The sequence below is a fragment of the Bacillus sp. YH3-2-B2 genome, from assembly GCF_053663335.1.
This window is the reverse complement of sequence record NZ_JBSJQE010000001.1, coordinates 826664-844192: the sequence shown is the minus strand read 5'-3', so window position 1 is coordinate 844192 and position 17529 is coordinate 826664. Positions and strand designations below refer to the sequence as shown.

Below are 17529 nucleotides of genomic sequence, written 5' to 3'. Positions count from 1 at the left end.
GCCTCCATTTCATCTGTATGTAAGATGTATGTCTTATACTCCGTACATCGTCGTGATTCGTTTTTTCACTTCATCATCATGAAACGTCTCATCGTGCATGATTAACTCCTTCTCAATGACAGCCGGAAGCTGCTCGCGAAACGGCGTCACCAAGTGCCTTTTCAATGTAATTAAAGAGTTTCTCGGTTTTTCCGCAAGCTCACGGGCCAATTCCTGCGCATAGTCTAATACTTCCTGCCGCGGAAGCACCGGAAATGGCACCCCTCTTTTCTCCAGATCACCGCCGCGGTAGTGGCCGCCGTTTAACAGCATTTCATGGCCGAGGCTTGCCCCAAGCTTCTCCGGAACGATAAAAGTAGCCCCCATTCCGGGGGTGAAACCGTATTTCATAAAGTTTGCGGTATACACGCTTTCTTTGCTTAAAATGACAAAATCACTGAAAAGCCCCATGACAAACCCGCCTCCGATTCCGTGGCCCTGCATGGCGGAAATGACGGGGATATCACATTCCAGCGCCAAAGAGTACATGCGGTCTTCCGTAAACTTCGTGATGCCCTGCTGAATCCTGAGCAGACCTTCCTGTGTGCCTCCGGAAGCAAAGTAATGGCCGTATCCTGTTAAAATCACAGCTTTATAGACTGACGATTTTTTTATACGGGTGAATGCTTCCATCAATCCATCCGTCAGTTCTTTGGAGAAGGCGTTTTTATGGGCTTTATCCTGCATTGTCACTTGGATAATATCCGGTTCAATTTCGAGCAGTTCAACTGCGGCGTTCGGCATGATATCCTCCTAACTGTTCTCCGTTTCCCAAGGAAGCCTCCCCGTTTCTGCATAACGGAAAATGGCTGATTGGTTATCCGGATCTGAAAACATCGCTTGATTTTCGGCTAGAGCAATGGATTTCGAACGATGAACAAGGTCGTTTAAGGAATCCATGTATTTTTTATAGCGGATGACTGCTTTTTTCGACAGCGGGCGAAGGCGCAGCAAATGCTTTCTCAGCTCTGTTGCTGAGTCCGGGACGCATACGTCACAAAGTCCCCATTCAAGCGCCTGGCGCGCCGGCACGGGCTTTGTCATAATCGTCATATAATGCGCCTTTTGAAATCCGATTCTTTGAATTAAAAACGGCAGAACGCAGGCTGGATAAAGTCCGAATAACAGTTCAGATAAACTGAACGTAGCACTCTCCTCTGCAATGACGATATCGCACGCGGCGGCAAAACCGACACCTCCCGCATTTACTTTTCCGCGGACGCGGGCGATTGTGATGTACGGCCCGGATTTTAATGCCAGCCACAAACGGTAAAGCGGCTCCTGCGATTCCGCATGCTGCATTCCCTGCCTCATTTTTCGGTACATCTCATCAAAATCCGCCCCGAAACAAAATACCTCCGGCTGCCCTTCAAGCACTACGGAGGTCACGGAGTCCTCACATTCAGAAAGAACGTGCAGGCATTCCTCCACTAAACGCTCATTAATCGTATTGTTGGCTTCAGGCCGATCAAAGGTGATGAAGCAGACATTTTGCTGAAAACGGACGTTGATCGTCTCATAGGTCACGGGATCCACCTGTATTTCCGATGAAATTCCGTGATTTCTTCCAAATATAAACGAGGGCTCCCGGCATGATGGTCTAAAATGTTCGGAATCATATTCATATCCAATTTGACATTCCGGGTTCCGAACTTCACCAGACCGCTGCCTTTAAACAGTTCTTCATACTCTTCCATGGACAGCCTGTATCTGTTGTTCAGATGCTCTTCTATTTTGAAAGAATGCTGCCGCGTTTGTCCTTCAGGCGTCACAACGCCGCTGTAAAATTCTGAACAGCATCCGGAGCCGTACGAGAAACAGCCGATCCGCTTAGAAGTGTCGAATGCCCCTTGGTCAATCGTGCTTGCAAGAGCCAGTAAAGAGGCTGCCCCCATAATGTTTCCGACTCTTTGGCAGTAGCGGAGCCCCGGCTCTACCCTGGTTTGAAAATCCTGTTCGATCTCAGCGTTTTTCGCTTTTGCAAGCTTGCGCATCATCGTCCGGTGAGCTCCTTTGACCATGCCGCCAAACGGTGTATGGAAGGCAAGATAGTGAAACGTCTCTTTATAGTCAGCGCCCGGCACACGTTTTTTGTACTCGCGAAATGTCTGTTCACAGCAATCGAGATAAGACATCAATGACAAGTCGGCGTCACCGGCTTCACTGTCCGGGATCGGACGGCATGTATCCATCACTTCATAGCCGTAATAGCCGTTAGCGCCCGCATCCGCCTGAAATACAATTGGATTTTCACCGATCAATAAGGCGACGGCACCCGCTCCGGCGCTCGGTTCGGCGTAAGACCAATCCTCGCTTAACGCATCGCCGCCTTCGGCAATTAAAAACCGGGAAATATCCGTCGCGACGACAAGCGCCTTCGCTCCGGGGGATGTCTGCGACAAAATAAAGTTAAGCGCCATCTGCAAACCCGCCGTTCCTGAATAACAGGCCTGCTTCAGTTCAAATAAACGGCAGTTCCGGTTGAGACCTAAGTAATCATGAATATATGTACTGAGTGATTTTCCGAAGTCAATGCCGGACTCCGAGCAGGTAATCAGCAGCTCGATTCTGTCTTTTTCAGCCTCTGTCAATCGGTCGATAATCGGCTTTGCCGCGTTAACGCCGAATGTGACGGGGTCTTCGTACGGAAGCGCCACCGCTTTTTCTTTCATCAGTAAATTCTCAAATCTGGCAGGGTCTAAGTTTCTGTACTCCGCCAGCTGCATGACATCAAGGTATGCCGTCCCGCCAAACACATTTATCGCTTCTATTCCGGCAGCCGCCATGAACTTCGCCTCCAATATGAATTTTGAGTTTCCGATTGTTTCACCGTTTTATCAGACAGCCTGTACCTTTTCATAAAGCTTTGCCGCCAATTCGCCGATGTTTGACACTCCCGTCAGCTCAACACGCGGGATCTGCAGTGATAATTCTTCAAGCATCATCGTGATAATTTCGGCGCGGTCCACTGAGTCCGCCCCCAGATCAACTAACCGGTCTTCCTGTGAAAGCTGTTCGCCTTCTAAATCAGGCAAAACCTCGTAGATTGTGTTCTGCAGCAATTCAAAGATTCTTTCTTCACTCATTGTCAGTTCCTCCCTGTTTCATCTTTTATGAATATTCCATGTTTTCAATCTATCATTTCGTCTTGTCAACACGTTTGCAGAAATGAGCCTAACTTCTGATTCAAAAGCGAGGCCGTCTCTTCCATAAGACGAAGGCCGATACCATCGGCATGGCGGTTTTTCCAGGACTCCAGCTCCGTACCTTTCACCCATTGATTAAAGGCGCCTAATGCCGGGCCGCAATGAATCTGGAAGTCTACCTTGGCATCCGGGTCTCCTTTAATCGCCGAAGCAGAGCTTTGCCTGAAATACCATTTGAATATGAGCGCCATTTTCTGTTTCGGATTCCGTTCGGCTTTTGAAATGTCTTCATTCGAATAATGAGCCTTCACTTTGTCATAAATACTGCTTACACTTGCCTTAAAATACTTCTCTTCTATTTGTCTGAGTGTCTTTTCATCAATTTCTTCAATTGAGCGGTGACGCTGATACAGTTCATGCAGCTTAGAGGCCCGGGTCGGAAAGAACAGCCCTTTCTTTAATACCTGCACCTTGCTGCCTGATTCAAACATATCGCCGGCCGGCGCGTAGGCCGTGTCCTGTACATTCATCTGCTGCAGGAGATCCTTTACAAGGCCGCTCGTCGCTGCTTCAACGGTGCATTGGTTAATGGATCCGGTCACAATAAAATCAGCGCCGAGCATAAATGCGGCCATGGCAGCCTCAGGCGTCCCGATTCCCCCTGCGGCTCCGATGCGGACGGTTTTGCCGTATCGGTATTTTTTCATCATGTCATCTCGTAAACGGATGATCGCCGGCATGAGACTGTAAGCAACTCCGCCGTCAGTGTGGCCGCCTGAATCAGCCTCTACGCAGATGTCATGCGCAACGGGTATTTCCCTCATCAGACTTGCTTCTTCAGCGGTAATTTTGTTTTCGGCTGCAAGTTTCTGCAGAATGTGATCAGGCGCCGGGCTGAGAAATGCTTCCGCTACTTCCGGACGGGACAGCTTGGCGATAATCCGCTGACGCGCTATTATTTGTCCGCCGGCACCGCGTTTTAACCCCTTAGCGCGAAATCTTACTAAAGCGGGAGTAACCGTTAAAAATGCTGATGCTTCCAAGTTCTGAACCCCGTGCTTCAGTAAAAGATCAATCATTTTTTCTTCTGAATCTGTATGCTTCATGTTATGTACAACATTAATACCGAAGGAACCGCCGTCACGAAGCTCATGCTGAATTGACAAAATGGCGTCCTCAACGTGCGCGATGTTCAAACCGCCCGTTCCGAAAAAGCCCATCATTCCTTTTTCGGCCAGTTTGACGACCATTTCCTTCGAAGAAATTCCGCGGTACATGCCGCCGGCCAAGTAGGCGTATTTCAATTGATAATCGCGCTTAAACTCTTCATTTCCTAAAGACGCCGCCGTAATTGAACTTTTTCCAGCCTCAGCCGGGACTTTGATTTCATCTGTTATCGGCTCCGCTTCAGCCGTAATTCTTTGAATCAGCCCTGTCAGCACTTTTCCGGGACCGATTTCCTCAAAACTCATGTTCTTTCTTCCCATTAAGAAACGGATACTGTCTGTCCAGTTCACCGATCCCGTTATTTGTCCGGTGAGTGTCTCTTTCAGCTCGGTCTGCTCATATGGTCTTGCCGTCACATTTGAAATGACCGGGATGGACAGCGGCTTAAAATGGAAAGTTTCAATAAACCGTGAAAATTCCTCCTTCGCTTCCATCATATATCTGGAATGAAAGGCGCCGCTGACATTTAAGCGGTGAACCATTTTCACGCCGTTTACGGCTTCAAAAACGGATGCGGCTTTTTCAATATCTTCTTTATATCCGGAAATGACAATTTGCTGCGGTGTGTTCATGTTGGCGATATCAATCATATGCAAGTGATACTCTTTTAAAACATCCGTCACCTGCTCATGAGTCAGGCCGATCACCGCTGCCATGCCGCCTCCTTTTGCGCGGCTCATCAGTTCGCCCCTTTTTTTGACCAGCTGTAGGCCTTCTTCAAAATCAAAGGCGCCCGAGGCGTATAACGCGTTATATTCGCCTAAACTGTGTCCGGCGGTAAAATCCGGTTTCAAGCCGGTTTCTTCTGTTTTTTTCAAAAAACTGAGGGCATTGACGACATAGAGCGCCGGCTGAGTGAATTGAGTCTGATTGAGACGCTCTCCGTCCCGGCACAGCTCCTGAATGGAATATCCGAGAATGTGATCGGCCTTTGCGGTTAATTCAGGATAGCAGCCGAACAGGTCCTCTCCCATCCCTATTTTTTGCGAGCCTTGGCCTGGAAAAACAAAGCTGATCATCTTACAGTCTCCTTCCGGGCGGTGATAAAATACTGTCTTCTATTTGCTGCAAATGGGTTTGTTCTTTATGAAACGGCGTCATAATGGCACGGATGCGTTCAGCCGATCCTGCGGGAAGAATCTGTTTGGCAAATGCGGCCAACGTTCCGGAAGGCCCGGCATCGATATACAATCCTTTTTGGCGGCTGTCTGCGAATTGAAGCGCTTCGCGGAATCGAATCGGCTTTCTTACAATATCCCAGAAAAAGTCCGCTTGTATATCGGTCTCAGCCTCTCCGGTCGCACTGGAGATGTACGGTATAAACGGAGTCCGGATTGATTTCTGAGCTAAAAAACGCTTGTACGGCTGTTCCGCCTGATCAACCAGCGCTGAGTGAAACCCGTAAGATACCGGCAATAGCTGATGAGGAATCTGCTTCTCTCTCAGATCGTCCATGATCTTTTTGATATGTTCCCGCTCTCCCGAGATGACAAAGTGAGAATGATAGTTTACAGATGCCAATTCACTATGTTCGCCGAGCAGCGGATCATCTTGATATAAAGCCGGATCACCCAGTATCGCAAGCATGCTGCCGTTACGGCAAGTTTCCGTAATGATTCGGGCCTGTTCCAGCACGCAATCTAAAGCATCCTCGGCGCTCAGCACACCCGATACAGCGGCCGCTGCATACTCTCCGAGGCTTGCTCCGATCACATAATCGGGACGTATGCCTCTTTGCTCCAAAGCATATGCAAGTGCGTACTCAGCCATAAAAATGGCAGGATGGCTGAAAAGAAGGCGGTCAAATGGATCAGACAGACGATTGCCTGTATGATAAACCTCTTTCAGGACAGAGTAACCGAAACGGCTGACTGCAAAATCGTCCAAGTCAAGCATTTTCTGCCGAAAAGCGGCGTTATGTGCAAACAGCTCTTTCCCCATTTGATAGTATTGGGAACCCTGTCCAGAAAACATGAAAACAATTGGCTGGTTCATTTGTTCTCCTTTTTGCTCTTTATTTTTTTAAAATATTGATTTGTACGTTTTTCGTGATGTCGTGTGCAGGTGAAGTGGTCGTGATGTTGTATGGCTGGCACTATTGTGTGAGATAAGAATTTTGACTTGCGTTCCGCTACATGGCGGGTGAAGCTTCAGTTTCTTTTTTGATGCGGTGAATAAGTCCTGTCAGCACATGGCCCGGGCCGACTTCTTCAAATTCCATCCGCCCTTTGTCCAGCAGATAGCGGATGCTGTCGTTCCATCGCACTGAATGGTCGATCTGATCGGCCAGAACGGAGTGGATTCCGTCTTGCTCATAAGGTCTGGCATGCACATTAGAAATGACAGGAATTGATATAGCAGAAAAATGAAATGACTGTAAAAATTTTTCGAACTCTTGTTTTGCTTCTCTCATATATCTCGAGTGAAAAGCGCCGCTGACGTTTAACGGATGAAACATCGTAACGTCTTTTAATCCTTCGAATACGCTTTTGGCTCTTTCAATGTCTTCTTTGCGTCCGGATATGACAACTTGGTGAGGAGAATTCATATTGGCAATATCAATCGTATGTAATCCGTTCGTTTGAAGGGCGTCTGACACTTGAGCTGCAGTTAACCCCATAATGGCGGCCATTTTTCCGTCAGTGGCCATACTCATTAATTCGCCTCTTTTACGGACAAGCTGAAGGCCGGTAATAAAATCAAAAGCACCTGCTGCAAACAGCGCATTATATTCTCCCAAACTGTGGCCGGCTACATAATCCGGCTTTATGTCATTATCTTGGATTTTTTTCAAATAGCTTAACGCGTTTACAACATATAAAGCAGGCTGGGTGAACTGCGTCTTGTGAAGGTTGGAATACGGATTCTCAAGACAAAGCCGTTTCATGGAATATCCGAGTGTTTCATCAGCCTGCTCCGTTAAGTCTTTAAATTCATCAAACAATGAGCTCCCCATTCCCTGCTTTTGAGAACCTTGTCCGGGGAATAAGTATGTGATCATTTTCTCAGCCATCCTTTCTCGGATTCAGTTAAGAAGCATGTTCAAGTTGATAGTAACTTCACAAAAATACCATGTCAAGTTAATTTATCCTATGCGAACTCCTGAATAATGCCTATTTTTCCCTGCCAGAAGGCGGACTCAGGGCTTTTGGAACAGACGTAAGCAGAATGTCCCATTCGGCCTGCCCGGCGCTTTTATCCGCAAACTACCGTTACTCAGCCATTCATCACCAAAAAGCGAGCAATAACTATCATTTCATTTCAGAAGTTCCGTACCCCAAAAGAAAAACTAGTTATATAGAACCAAATTATACGCTACTTAAAATGAAACAGCCCTTTTTGATTTTTTCTGTTGCGGAAATTCACAAAATGTTCTTTTTTTTCAATCTGAAAGTAAATATTGTTTTTCAAAAGACTCTCCATTTTTTGACCCGGCTTCTCCCCGAAGGAGTGCCCCGGATACACACGCACATGCGGCGGAATAGAGGCTTTGATCCTCTGTATACTGTGAAACATATCTTCAGCTGAGCTGCCCCTGTCCTCACATATACCGCACCCTTCTGTAAACACGGTGTCACCGGTAAAAAGGTGATCAGATAGTAAATAGCACATTCCTCCGGCCGTATGTCCCGGGGTCAGTATACTTCTGATGATAAACCCTCCGGCCGCAAAGGTTTGGCCGTCTTCAAGCGCTATTAAGTTTCTGCACCGGAATTGATAGAAATCGATTTCCGCCGACGACATGTATATATCAGAATGATAGATTTGCTGAAGCGGCTCCGCCAAGTTTACATGGTCATAATGCGAATGTGTTAATAAAATAGCTGATAAATCAACATCCAATTCATGCAGTTTATCGGTTATTTTATCGATTTCCCAGGACGGGTCCACCGCTATCGCAGATTTTTTTGAGCGGTCTGCGATGATATAACAATAGTTGGACCACATCTGGTGATAAGTTTTGATTTGATGCACTTCATATGTATGATCCATTGTCACCATTCCCATTTAAAAGATCCGGGCAGACTGCTGCCGCCGCCCAGCCGACTGTAACCACTTTACCAGATGACACCACGTTTTTCCATGGATTTTCCGGTAAAGTTAAAAAAACTTTCTGCTCCCGCCAAAAGCACCAGTCTGGGCCATTTTTACAAATTGCTATGCTGATATATCAGGAAATCAGGATGTTCATTTAGATGAATTCTTTAGGTAATTTTATTCAGAAAATGAAGGATGGTATAATTTTCGGATAAAAATAAAACAAATTGAGCTTTTGTTTTGAAAAGCAATTGCGAAGCAGCCGGAGGAGATAATCAGTTTTTAGAAATGACCCGCAATTAAGATTATTATTTCAATCCTTTTCTTCAAGATAAACTAAACCACACGGGCTCTCGAAATATATCAGAATACCTTAGTTCTTACACCGAATTCAACATTATGTTGACATTAACATAATTGAACTGAGAAAAGTACGGCGTAATTTACACTCTTTTCTTTTGCGAGAAAACCGTTCAAAAACCAGTCTAGCTGCAACAATTCACAAAAGCGTCGTGCATGAAAAAAGACGTCAGTTGAAGACGATTTATGTGTGATTATTGACAAGGAGCTCAGATGTTTTGTTAGGGCTAAATAAAGTTATCTTTTTACTGTGCAAAAACAAAACTAACATAAAATCATTAAGTGTAAAAAGTAAATATTAAGATTTAGACAAATAGACTATGTGATATGGGTCGGAGTTTACTGTTCAAGGTGATTTGTCCTGATCTATAAAAGCACTGAGAGCAGCTTGGGACGCAATACCTACTAAAGTTAAAGCTGCTATGGGTGGAATCGGCGGTTTTGAAATAATTCTTAATATCATTGACAATTTTACTGGTGCAGTTGAAGATGCGTGCTATGCGGATGCTCTAAAAGTAACTGGCAACCCGGCAGCAACTTTGTGGATTACTAAAACTCTTATGCTTTTCCTTTAAACGGGGCTATTGTTGGTGTTTAACAAATTTATCCTGTGTTAAGCTTTAAAGTGATTATTTTCTAAAGTGTTTAAGATCGGAGGTAACTATGGAAGATAAAAGTAATGCTGAACCGAGCCCAAAAGCTATAAGAATTCTAACTTATATCATTCCTATAATTTTAATAGGGCTTATCCTTGTCCTTAAGAATATTAACACCGCCGCAGCGGAAATTTCATTTTATATTGTTGCTGTCGGTGTAGTTCTCTTAGTGGTTTTCAGTTTAATCAAAAATAGAAAAAAATGCAGGAAGAACTAAATATAAGGGGGGCTAATTACTAGTCCCCCTTGACTAACTTGCGAATAGTATAACCCGCCAAATTCCAATTTTATTTAAATTCTTCACAAATAGCATGAGATTTTTCAGGAATCGTTTTCTCCATTATTTCACTATTAATGCAGTCAATTGACGATATAGACGGTTCCACCAAACACAGGATACTACATCGCCAACCCCAATTACTACCCATAAACAATTTTTATATGACAGAAAAACAGCTGGATGTTAAACAAATTATCTTCATGATTTACGGTATACCATGCAACAATTATGCCAGAAATTAAAAAACTCAAAAGTTATCTCTGAAAGGCTGGGTCATTCAAACTAGTAAGGCTGCTTGTGGGTAAATAACGGTTTAGTCTCACATAAACGTTGTTATTACATCACACGCTTAAACATCTTCTCCATCTCATACGTACTGTGGTGGATAATGATCGGCCGGCCGTGCGGGCATGTGAACGGGTCTGTCGTTCGGCGCAGGTCGTCCAAGAGCGCTTTGATTTCGTCGTTTCGCAAATGGCGGTTCGCTTTGATTGAGCCTTTGCAGCTCATCATAATGGCCGCTTCCTCCCGCAGTTTTTTAATATCGATCTGTTTGGCATCAAGCACCTGCTGAATGATTTCTTCAATCAGTTCAGCTTCTTCCCCTTTTGGAAACCAGGCAGGATGGCAGCGGACGATGTAGCTGTTCGTGCCGAATGCTTCTAAAAATACTCCGACGCTTTCAAGCTCATGCTGATGCTGGTCAATGATCAGCGCTTCATTTGCCGCGTAATGAAAGGTGAGCGGCACGATCATATCCTGCACTTCAGGCTCGACCTGCCCGACTTTCTCCCGGAAATATTCGTATTTAATCCGTTCTTGTGCCGCATGCTGGTCAATGATATACAAGCCGTTTTCGTTTTGGGCTAAAATATATGTCCCGTGCATTTGGCCGATCGGATACATCACCGGAACTCTTTCTTCCCGTATTTCTTCAGAGTCAGCCTCCACTTCAGGCTCCGGAATATCGGAAACAGGCGCTTCCGTTACCGGCATGCCGATCTTCGGCGGCACTCCGTGACCTGCTTCATCCGGCAGGGACTCTTCTTCTATGACCGGCTCAGGCTCTTTTACGACCGAACTCAGCTTCATCGGTGAGTAAGACGGCTCAGGCGTTTTTTCAGGAAGTTTCCGCTCAGGCGCGCTTTCCTCGAATGTCATAAATTGCTGTTCGTTTTTGGCTGGTGCCGGCGCTGATTTTTTCGGTAGCTGGGCGCTCGGAATAAGCCGTTGCTTTTGAAACACTTCCTTTATCCCGTCACGGATCAGCTCATGCAGCTCCGTCTCTTTGCTGAGGCGGACTTCAAGCTTCGACGGATGGACATTGACATCGACCAAAATCGGGTCCATCGTAATTTCGATAAACGTAATCGGATGGCGGCCGATCGGCAGAAGTGTGTGATAGCCCTCATGCACCGCTTTTACAAGCGGGAAATTCTTAATGTATCTGCCGTTAATGACAGATGACATGTAGTTTCTGGATGCACGCGTGATTTCCGGAAGCGCGATGTAGCCCTTGACTTCAAAATCAAGCGAGCTGACATGGAGCGGTATCATTTTTTTCGCAACCGCCGTCCCGTAAATTGCGGCCAGCACATGGCGCACGTCCCCGTTACCGTTTGTCTGCAGCAGATTTTTCCCCTGATGGCGGAGACGGATGGATACTTCCGGATGCGCAAGAGCAATCCGGTTGACAACATCCGTAATATTGCCGAGCTCCGTATGCACGGTTTTCATATATTTCAATCTGGCGGGCGTATTGAAAAACAGGTTGGTAACGATAATCTCCGTTCCTTTTCTGCTGGAGGATTTCTGTTCAGAAATGATATTCCCGCCCTGAAGAATGAGATGGGTTCCCGCTCCCTCGCCGATGCTCGTTTTGATTTCCAGATGAGAAACAGACGCGATACTTGGCAAAGCTTCTCCGCGGAAACCGAGTGTTCTCACCCGGAACAGGTCGTTTTCATCTTTGATTTTGCTGGTCGCGTGGCGGCGGAAAGCCCGCTTGCAATCATCGGTTTCCATACCTTCGCCGTTATCGAGCACCCGAATCGACGAAAGCCCCGCTTCCTCTATGTCGATTTCAATGACTGTGCTGTTTGCGTCGATGGCGTTTTCCACCAATTCTTTAACGACTGAGGCAGGCCGTTCGACCACCTCACCGGCCGCTATTTTATTTGAGAGTTCATCTGACAGCTGGATGACTTTTGCCAAGTCCGTCACCTCTTTCTATTTTAATTTTTTTTGCAGCTTGTACATTTCATTCATCGCCTCAAGCGGCGTCATATCGAGAATATTGATTGACTTAAAAGCTTCAAGCACTTGTTTTTCTTTATTAGAAACAGCCGGTGTCTTCTGTTCTTTTTCACCGTCAGCAAAAAAGGACAGCTGTGCCGGTTCTTCTTTGACGGCGGGCTTTTTCTCAGGTGCCTCCGGAAGCTCCGGTTTATCTCCCGTTTGCTCAAGCTGTTTCAAAATCTCCTGCGCGCGGCTGATCAGATCGTCCGGGAGCTCCGCAAGCTGGGCGACATGAATGCCGTAACTTTTATCTGCGGCTCCTTCTTTGATTTGATGGAGAAACACGACCGTTCCGTTATATTCCTCTGCGCGCACATGAACGTTTTTCAGCTGAGGAAGCTTATCTTCTAGCACCGTCAGCTCATGATAATGCGTGCTGAACAGTGTTTTAGCGCCGATATGATCATGAACATATTCAATAATCGCCTGTGCCAGCGCCATTCCGTCGTACGTTGATGTCCCGCGGCCGATTTCATCAAACAGGATCAGGCTGTCTTTTGTGGCGTTCACAATCGCGTTTTTCGCTTCCAGCATTTCCACCATAAAGGTGCTTTGTCCGGAAATCAAATCATCCGCCGCCCCGATTCTCGTGAAGATTTGATCAAAAATCGGCAGAACCGCTTCTTTTGCGGGCACAAAACAGCCGATCTGAGCCATGATCGATAGAAGTGCGATCTGTCTCATGTACGTGCTTTTACCTGACATATTCGGACCCGTAATCAGGAGCATTTCCCGCGAATCGCCCATCAGGCAGTTGTTCGGCACGTATTCTTGACTGTCCATCACCTTTTCGACGACGGGGTGTCTCCCTTCAATGACTTTTACTTCATTATCAGAAAAGACGGGCTTTGTGTAATGCCTGTTTTCACTGATCGTAGCAAAGCATTGCAGCGCATCCAGCTCACTCATTTGTTTGGCAAGACGCTGCAGACGCGGAATAAATTGTTTCACCTTTTCACGCAGTCCGGCAAAAAGCTCATATTCCAGCTCGCAGATGTTGTTTTCCGCTTCTAAAATAAGCGCTTCTTTTTCCTTCAATTCCGGCGTAATGTACCGTTCGGCGTTTGTGAGGGTCTGCTTCCGCTCATACCGCCCGTCCTCAAGCAGATGAAGGTTTGCTTTTGTGACTTCAATATAATAGCCGAACACTTTATTGAAACCGACCTTTAATGAACGGATGCCCGTATAAGCGCGTTCCTGCTGCTCCAGTCTGGCAATCCAGTCTTTACCGTTTTTGCTGGCGTCACGGTACTCATCGAGCTTCTGATGATAGCCGTCTTTAATTAAGTTGCCTTCTTTTAACGATAACGGCGGATTTTCATGGAGAGCTTCTTCTAACAGGTCAAGCAAATCTCCGCACGGATCAATCAAGCCGGCGCGTTCTTTTGCTTTTTTATGGTTAAGAGACCCTACAAGCTCTTTAATGCTCGGCACTTGTTTTAAAGATTCTTTCAGCTGGATTAAATCCCTTGCGTTGACGTTTCCGAATGCGACCCGGCCCGCCAGACGTTCTAAATCGTATACTTCCTTCAGGCGCTCGCGCAGATCTTCACGCTCAAACAGATGATTGATCAGCGTCTCGACCATTTCCTGGCGTTCTTCGATTTGGGATGCCCTGATCAGCGGGCGGTCAATCCATTGTTTGAGAAGCCGGCCGCCCATTGCTGTTTTCGTCTCGTCTAAAAGCCAAAGCAATGACCCTTTTTTGCTTTTCGAACGGATCGTTTCCGTCAGCTCAAGATTCCGTTTTGAATACAGGTCAATTTTCATCGCTTCTTCCAATTCATATACTTGAACCGGCTGCAGATGATCCAGGCTCCGTTTTTGCGTTTTCTGCAAATACGTATATAAACGCATAAACGTCTCTGTCAGCTCTTCGCCCGGCAAGTGCTTTGCGATTTCAATGCGTTCTGTTATTTCCCCGTCTTCGATCGAAATCGTTGCGCTGCACCGTTCTTTCAGCTGAGCAGCTGTATGTTCGTTAAACTTGCTTGATACGACAATTTCCTTTGCGCCGACTGAGTAAATTTCTGACATGACATCTTCAATCCGCTCAATAAATACGGCCAGGTTTTCTCCGGTCGTTAAGTCCGATAAAGCGAGACCGTATCCGTTACGAAATTCGGAAACGGAAGCGATAAAGTTGTTTTCCGACTCATGGATGCCTTTTCCATCCATCACGGTTCCCGGGGTGATCAGCTGGACGACTTCTCTTTTTACAACGCCTTTAGCCGCCTTCGGATCTTCCGTCTGCTCACAGATCGCCACTTTATAGCCCTTTTTAATCAGCTGTTCAATATAAGCCGCCGCAGAATGATACGGCACGCCGCACATCGGAATTTTATCAGCCGAACCTCCGTCTCTGCTTGTCAGTGTAATTTCAAGCTCTTGCGACGCTTTTTTTGCATCTTCAAAAAACATTTCATAAAAGTCACCAAGCCGAAAAAATAAAAAGGCATCTTGGTGCTCTGCCTTTATCTTCAAATATTGCTGTATCATAGGCGTGTAACTAGCCATCATTTAATCCCTCACTATGTATCTTCTCTTATCCGAATCCCATTATAACATAAACAAAAGAGTGATATCTTTATATATAAAAAAGAGACTTGGGGTGTTAAACTCCCCTAGCCTCAACTTATTCTTCAGGATCTCCGACTAAAAATTCAGGGTTAATGTCCTCTAATTCTTCATCAAGATCGTCTTCCCAATCATCATCATCGTCTTCTTCCCAGTCAGGATTGACTTCGACGACGACTTTCGTTTCACCGACCACTTCTGCTAAAAATTCTCTCTCTGCCTGAACCACGATTTTATTTCCGTTAGGAGAAATGGTGACTTCAAGACAATTCGGCTGCTGCAGCACTTTGGCAATGACTTCGTGTTCGTCATCTAAGTAATTTGTGTCTCTGTATCTGAGTTTAATCACATCGACATACTTTACTCTCTCGGTTACAACTTCCGTTTTTGTATTATCGGCGTAAGAGTACCAGACGTTTATATCATAATACCCTTCAATTTCTACAGTCTTCCCGATCTTTTCGGCATCGTACTTGTGGTTGATAATCCAGCCGCCCAATATACTTGACGGTTTTTCTCCAGGCGAGATCGTGTTGGTGCATTGGGTGAATTTTCTTCCTTTCGCAACTACCGCTTTCGTAATAATTTCCCTGTATTCAGACATTCCGGCAGGCCTCCTTGTTCTTCTTCGTGTTATCTTATGCTGGGCATTTGTCTCATGTGCATTTTTATAATAAAAATATAAAAATACAAAGTTTCTGTTTCATTGTATGCAGCCCTGCCCAGAAACTTTACTTTTAAGTATGATAAAACTTTCCAGTAAAAATAGGACAAAACGTTGAGATAATGAAAATTTAGTACATATTACAATTAGTTCTCAAACAGCAAAAAAACACGGGCCGATGAAGGCCCCGTGTTTAAATAGAACAGCTGTTATTCGAATGTTTTACTTTTGAACCGGTTTCTCCCGTCAGCAGGTTGCCTCCGGTAGATGTAATGATTTCGTTTGTCACCTGATTTGAGATCGTATGTGCGACAAGCTGAAGAAGGTCATTGACCTCAATCTGGGAATCTCTGAATTCCTGAATGATCGGAATCCCTTCAAGCTCTTCCTGCAGGGCGTCAATTTTACTTTCCACTTGTTTCAGCGCTTCAAGCTTTTCGTAGTGCTTCAGGTTAACGGCTTGCTTTTGCAGGGTTTTAATCTGATTAATAATCGCAGAGACTTTTTCATTTTCGTTAATCTGCGCCTCAGCGCGTTTGAAAAAATCAACTTCTTCTGTTTCAGAAATCATTTTCGCAAGGTTCCTAGCCTGCTGTACAATGTCTTTCTTTGAGTAAAGCGTCATTATTATTTCACCTCGATTGCTTCTCCTGCCATCACACCGTCAAGCGACCATGTTTTCGCCTGTTCGATTTTGACGCGTACAATCTTGCCGATGGCGTCTTTCGGCCCTTTGAAGTTGACGAGCTTGCTTTTTTCCGTATAGCCGGCAAGAATGTCAGGGTTATTTTTGCTTTCTCCCTCAACTAATACTTCGACAGTCCTGCCTTCATATTCCTTCATTTTTTTGGCTGAAATTTCTTTCACCAAATCATTGAGGCGCTGAAGACGTTCTTTCTTGACCCTCATCGGAACATTGTCTTTCATCTTCGCTGCCGGCGTGCCTTCACGAGGAGAGTAAATAAACGTATATGCGCTGTCAAATTCCACTTCGCGATATAACGAAAGCGTTTCTTCAAATTGTTCATCCGTTTCATTCGGAAAACCGACAATAATATCGGTCGTCAGTGAAGCGTTCGGCATCGCCGCTTTAATTTTTCCGACAAGCTCCAGATAGCGTTCTCGGTCATATTTACGGGCCATCATTTTTAACATCGCTGAGCTTCCTGATTGAACCGGAAGATGGATATGGTCTAAAAGGTTGCCGCCTTTGGCGAGCACTTCGATCAGATGATCATCAAAGTCACGCGGATGACTCGTCGTGAACCGGATTCTCGGAATATCAATTTTACGCAGTTCGTCCATTAAATCACCGAGACCGTACGTCATATCCTCAAAATCTTTTCCGTACGCATTCACGTTTTGACCGAGCAGCGTGATTTCTTTATAGCCTTCGCTTGCAAGTCTTCTGACTTCCTGGATAATTTCCTCAGGACGGCGGCTTCGTTCTTTTCCGCGGGTATACGGTACGATGCAGTATGTGCAGAACTTGTCGCAGCCGTACATAATGTTGACCCAGCCTTTAATTTTTCCGTTGCGGACTTTCGGAAGGTTCTCAATGACATCCCCTTCCTTCGACCACACTTCAATGACCATCTCTTTTGATAAATATGCCTCTGATAACAGTTCCGGCAGACGGTGAATGTTGTGTGTGCCGAAAATCATATCGACAAACGGGTGCTTCTTAAGGATGCGGTTTACGACTGATTCTTCCTGTGACATGCAGCCGCAGACGCCGAGAATCAAGTCCGGGTTGTTTTTTTTAAGCGCCTTTAAATGGCCGAGCTCTCCGAACACTTTGTTTTCAGCGTTTTCCCGGATGGCGCAAGTGTTTAATAAAATAACGTTCGCGTCATCAACCGAATTTGTCGCTTCATAACCGAGCGCCATAAAAATACCCGCCATGACTTCCGTATCATGCTCGTTCATTTGGCATCCGTACGTGCGGATATAAAATTTCCTGCCTTCACCGAGGCCTTTAAATTCTTCAGAGATTTTAAAATCGTTATGATATTGAACGGATTCTTTGCCCCGTTTTTTCGCATCTTTTAAAGAAGGCGGAATATATACGGCTTCAAAATACTTGCTGTAATCCTTTTCGGATTTTTTGTCCGCCGGATTCACTTGTCCGCTTTCCTGCTTTTGCTTTTCATTCATGTTCGAATGTCTCCTTTCAACCGAAACTTCCACCCTCAAGTATACTGGTTAAAAGCGTTTGGCACAACCGCCAGCCTATTATTGTAC

Annotated in this window: 14 protein-coding genes; 1 reads left to right on the top strand and 13 read right to left on the bottom strand. The window is 45.6% G+C overall.

What is annotated here, in order from left to right; genetic code table 11:
* Positions 1-33 precede the first annotated feature (33 nt).
* The 8 genes from ACWJJX_RS04205 to ACWJJX_RS04170 form a co-directional block, all read right to left on the bottom strand.
* Positions 34-783 (bottom strand): polyketide synthase, encoded by a 750-nt coding sequence (locus ACWJJX_RS04205; protein ID WP_003154094.1) that lies wholly within the window; start codon positions 781-783, stop codon positions 34-36.
* 9 nt (positions 784-792) lie between these two features.
* Complete coding sequence (locus ACWJJX_RS04200; protein ID WP_071391809.1) at positions 793-1566, bottom strand: enoyl-CoA hydratase/isomerase; 774 nt, start codon at positions 1564-1566, stop codon at positions 793-795.
* Positions 1563-2825 (bottom strand): hydroxymethylglutaryl-CoA synthase family protein, encoded by a 1263-nt coding sequence (locus tag ACWJJX_RS04195; protein WP_071391810.1) that lies wholly within the window; start codon positions 2823-2825, stop codon positions 1563-1565. The genes ACWJJX_RS04200 and ACWJJX_RS04195 overlap by 4 nt, the downstream gene beginning before the upstream one ends.
* A 51-nt stretch (positions 2826-2876) precedes the next feature.
* Positions 2877-3125, bottom strand: coding sequence for an acyl carrier protein (locus ACWJJX_RS04190; RefSeq protein ID WP_017417810.1), 249 nt, complete (start codon positions 3123-3125; stop codon positions 2877-2879).
* A 65-nt stretch (positions 3126-3190) separates the two neighbouring features.
* On the bottom strand, positions 3191-5431 hold the full coding sequence (gene fabD / locus ACWJJX_RS04185) for an ACP S-malonyltransferase (protein WP_454022749.1): 2241 nt from the start codon (positions 5429-5431) through the stop codon (positions 3191-3193).
* A 1-nt stretch (position 5432) separates the two neighbouring features.
* Positions 5433-6407 carry an acyltransferase domain-containing protein gene (locus ACWJJX_RS04180; protein WP_003154101.1) on the bottom strand — a complete coding sequence of 325 codons (975 nt, stop codon included), beginning with the start codon at positions 6405-6407 and terminating at the stop codon, positions 5433-5435.
* A 136-nt stretch (positions 6408-6543) separates the two neighbouring features.
* A complete protein-coding gene (fabD, locus tag ACWJJX_RS04175; RefSeq protein ID WP_077722218.1) occupies positions 6544-7413 on the bottom strand; it encodes an ACP S-malonyltransferase in 870 nt (289 codons plus the stop codon).
* 314 nt (positions 7414-7727) lie between these two features.
* Entirely contained in the window at positions 7728-8405 is a 678-nt protein-coding gene (locus tag ACWJJX_RS04170) for an MBL fold metallo-hydrolase (protein ID WP_003154103.1), read from the bottom strand.
* 1068 nt (positions 8406-9473) lie between these two features.
* On the opposite strand from ACWJJX_RS04170, the gene ACWJJX_RS04165 reads away from it, so the two are divergent.
* On the top strand, positions 9474-9683 hold the full coding sequence (locus ACWJJX_RS04165; RefSeq protein ID WP_071391815.1) for a hypothetical protein: 210 nt from the start codon (positions 9474-9476) through the stop codon (positions 9681-9683).
* Between the two features lie 399 nt (positions 9684-10082).
* Here ACWJJX_RS04165 and mutL read toward each other — a convergent pair whose 3' ends face one another.
* The 5 genes from mutL to miaB form a co-directional block, all read right to left on the bottom strand.
* Positions 10083-11960: a DNA mismatch repair endonuclease MutL gene (gene mutL / locus ACWJJX_RS04160; protein ID WP_070081846.1), complete on the bottom strand. Its 1878-nt coding sequence runs from the start codon at positions 11958-11960 to the stop codon at positions 10083-10085.
* A gap of 15 nt (positions 11961-11975) precedes the next feature.
* Positions 11976-14561, bottom strand: coding sequence for a DNA mismatch repair protein MutS (gene mutS / locus ACWJJX_RS04155; protein ID WP_102422502.1), 2586 nt, complete (start codon positions 14559-14561; stop codon positions 11976-11978).
* 118 nt (positions 14562-14679) lie between these two features.
* Positions 14680-15225 carry an outer spore coat protein CotE gene (cotE, locus tag ACWJJX_RS04150; RefSeq protein ID WP_003154111.1) on the bottom strand — a complete coding sequence of 182 codons (546 nt, stop codon included), beginning with the start codon at positions 15223-15225 and terminating at the stop codon, positions 14680-14682.
* A gap of 253 nt (positions 15226-15478) precedes the next feature.
* On the bottom strand, positions 15479-15910 hold the full coding sequence (locus tag ACWJJX_RS04145; RefSeq protein ID WP_003154113.1) for a RicAFT regulatory complex protein RicA family protein: 432 nt from the start codon (positions 15908-15910) through the stop codon (positions 15479-15481).
* A 2-nt stretch (positions 15911-15912) separates the two neighbouring features.
* Positions 15913-17442: a tRNA (N6-isopentenyl adenosine(37)-C2)-methylthiotransferase MiaB gene (miaB, locus tag ACWJJX_RS04140; RefSeq protein WP_003154116.1), complete on the bottom strand. Its 1530-nt coding sequence runs from the start codon at positions 17440-17442 to the stop codon at positions 15913-15915.
* Positions 17443-17529: the final 87 nt, after the last annotated feature.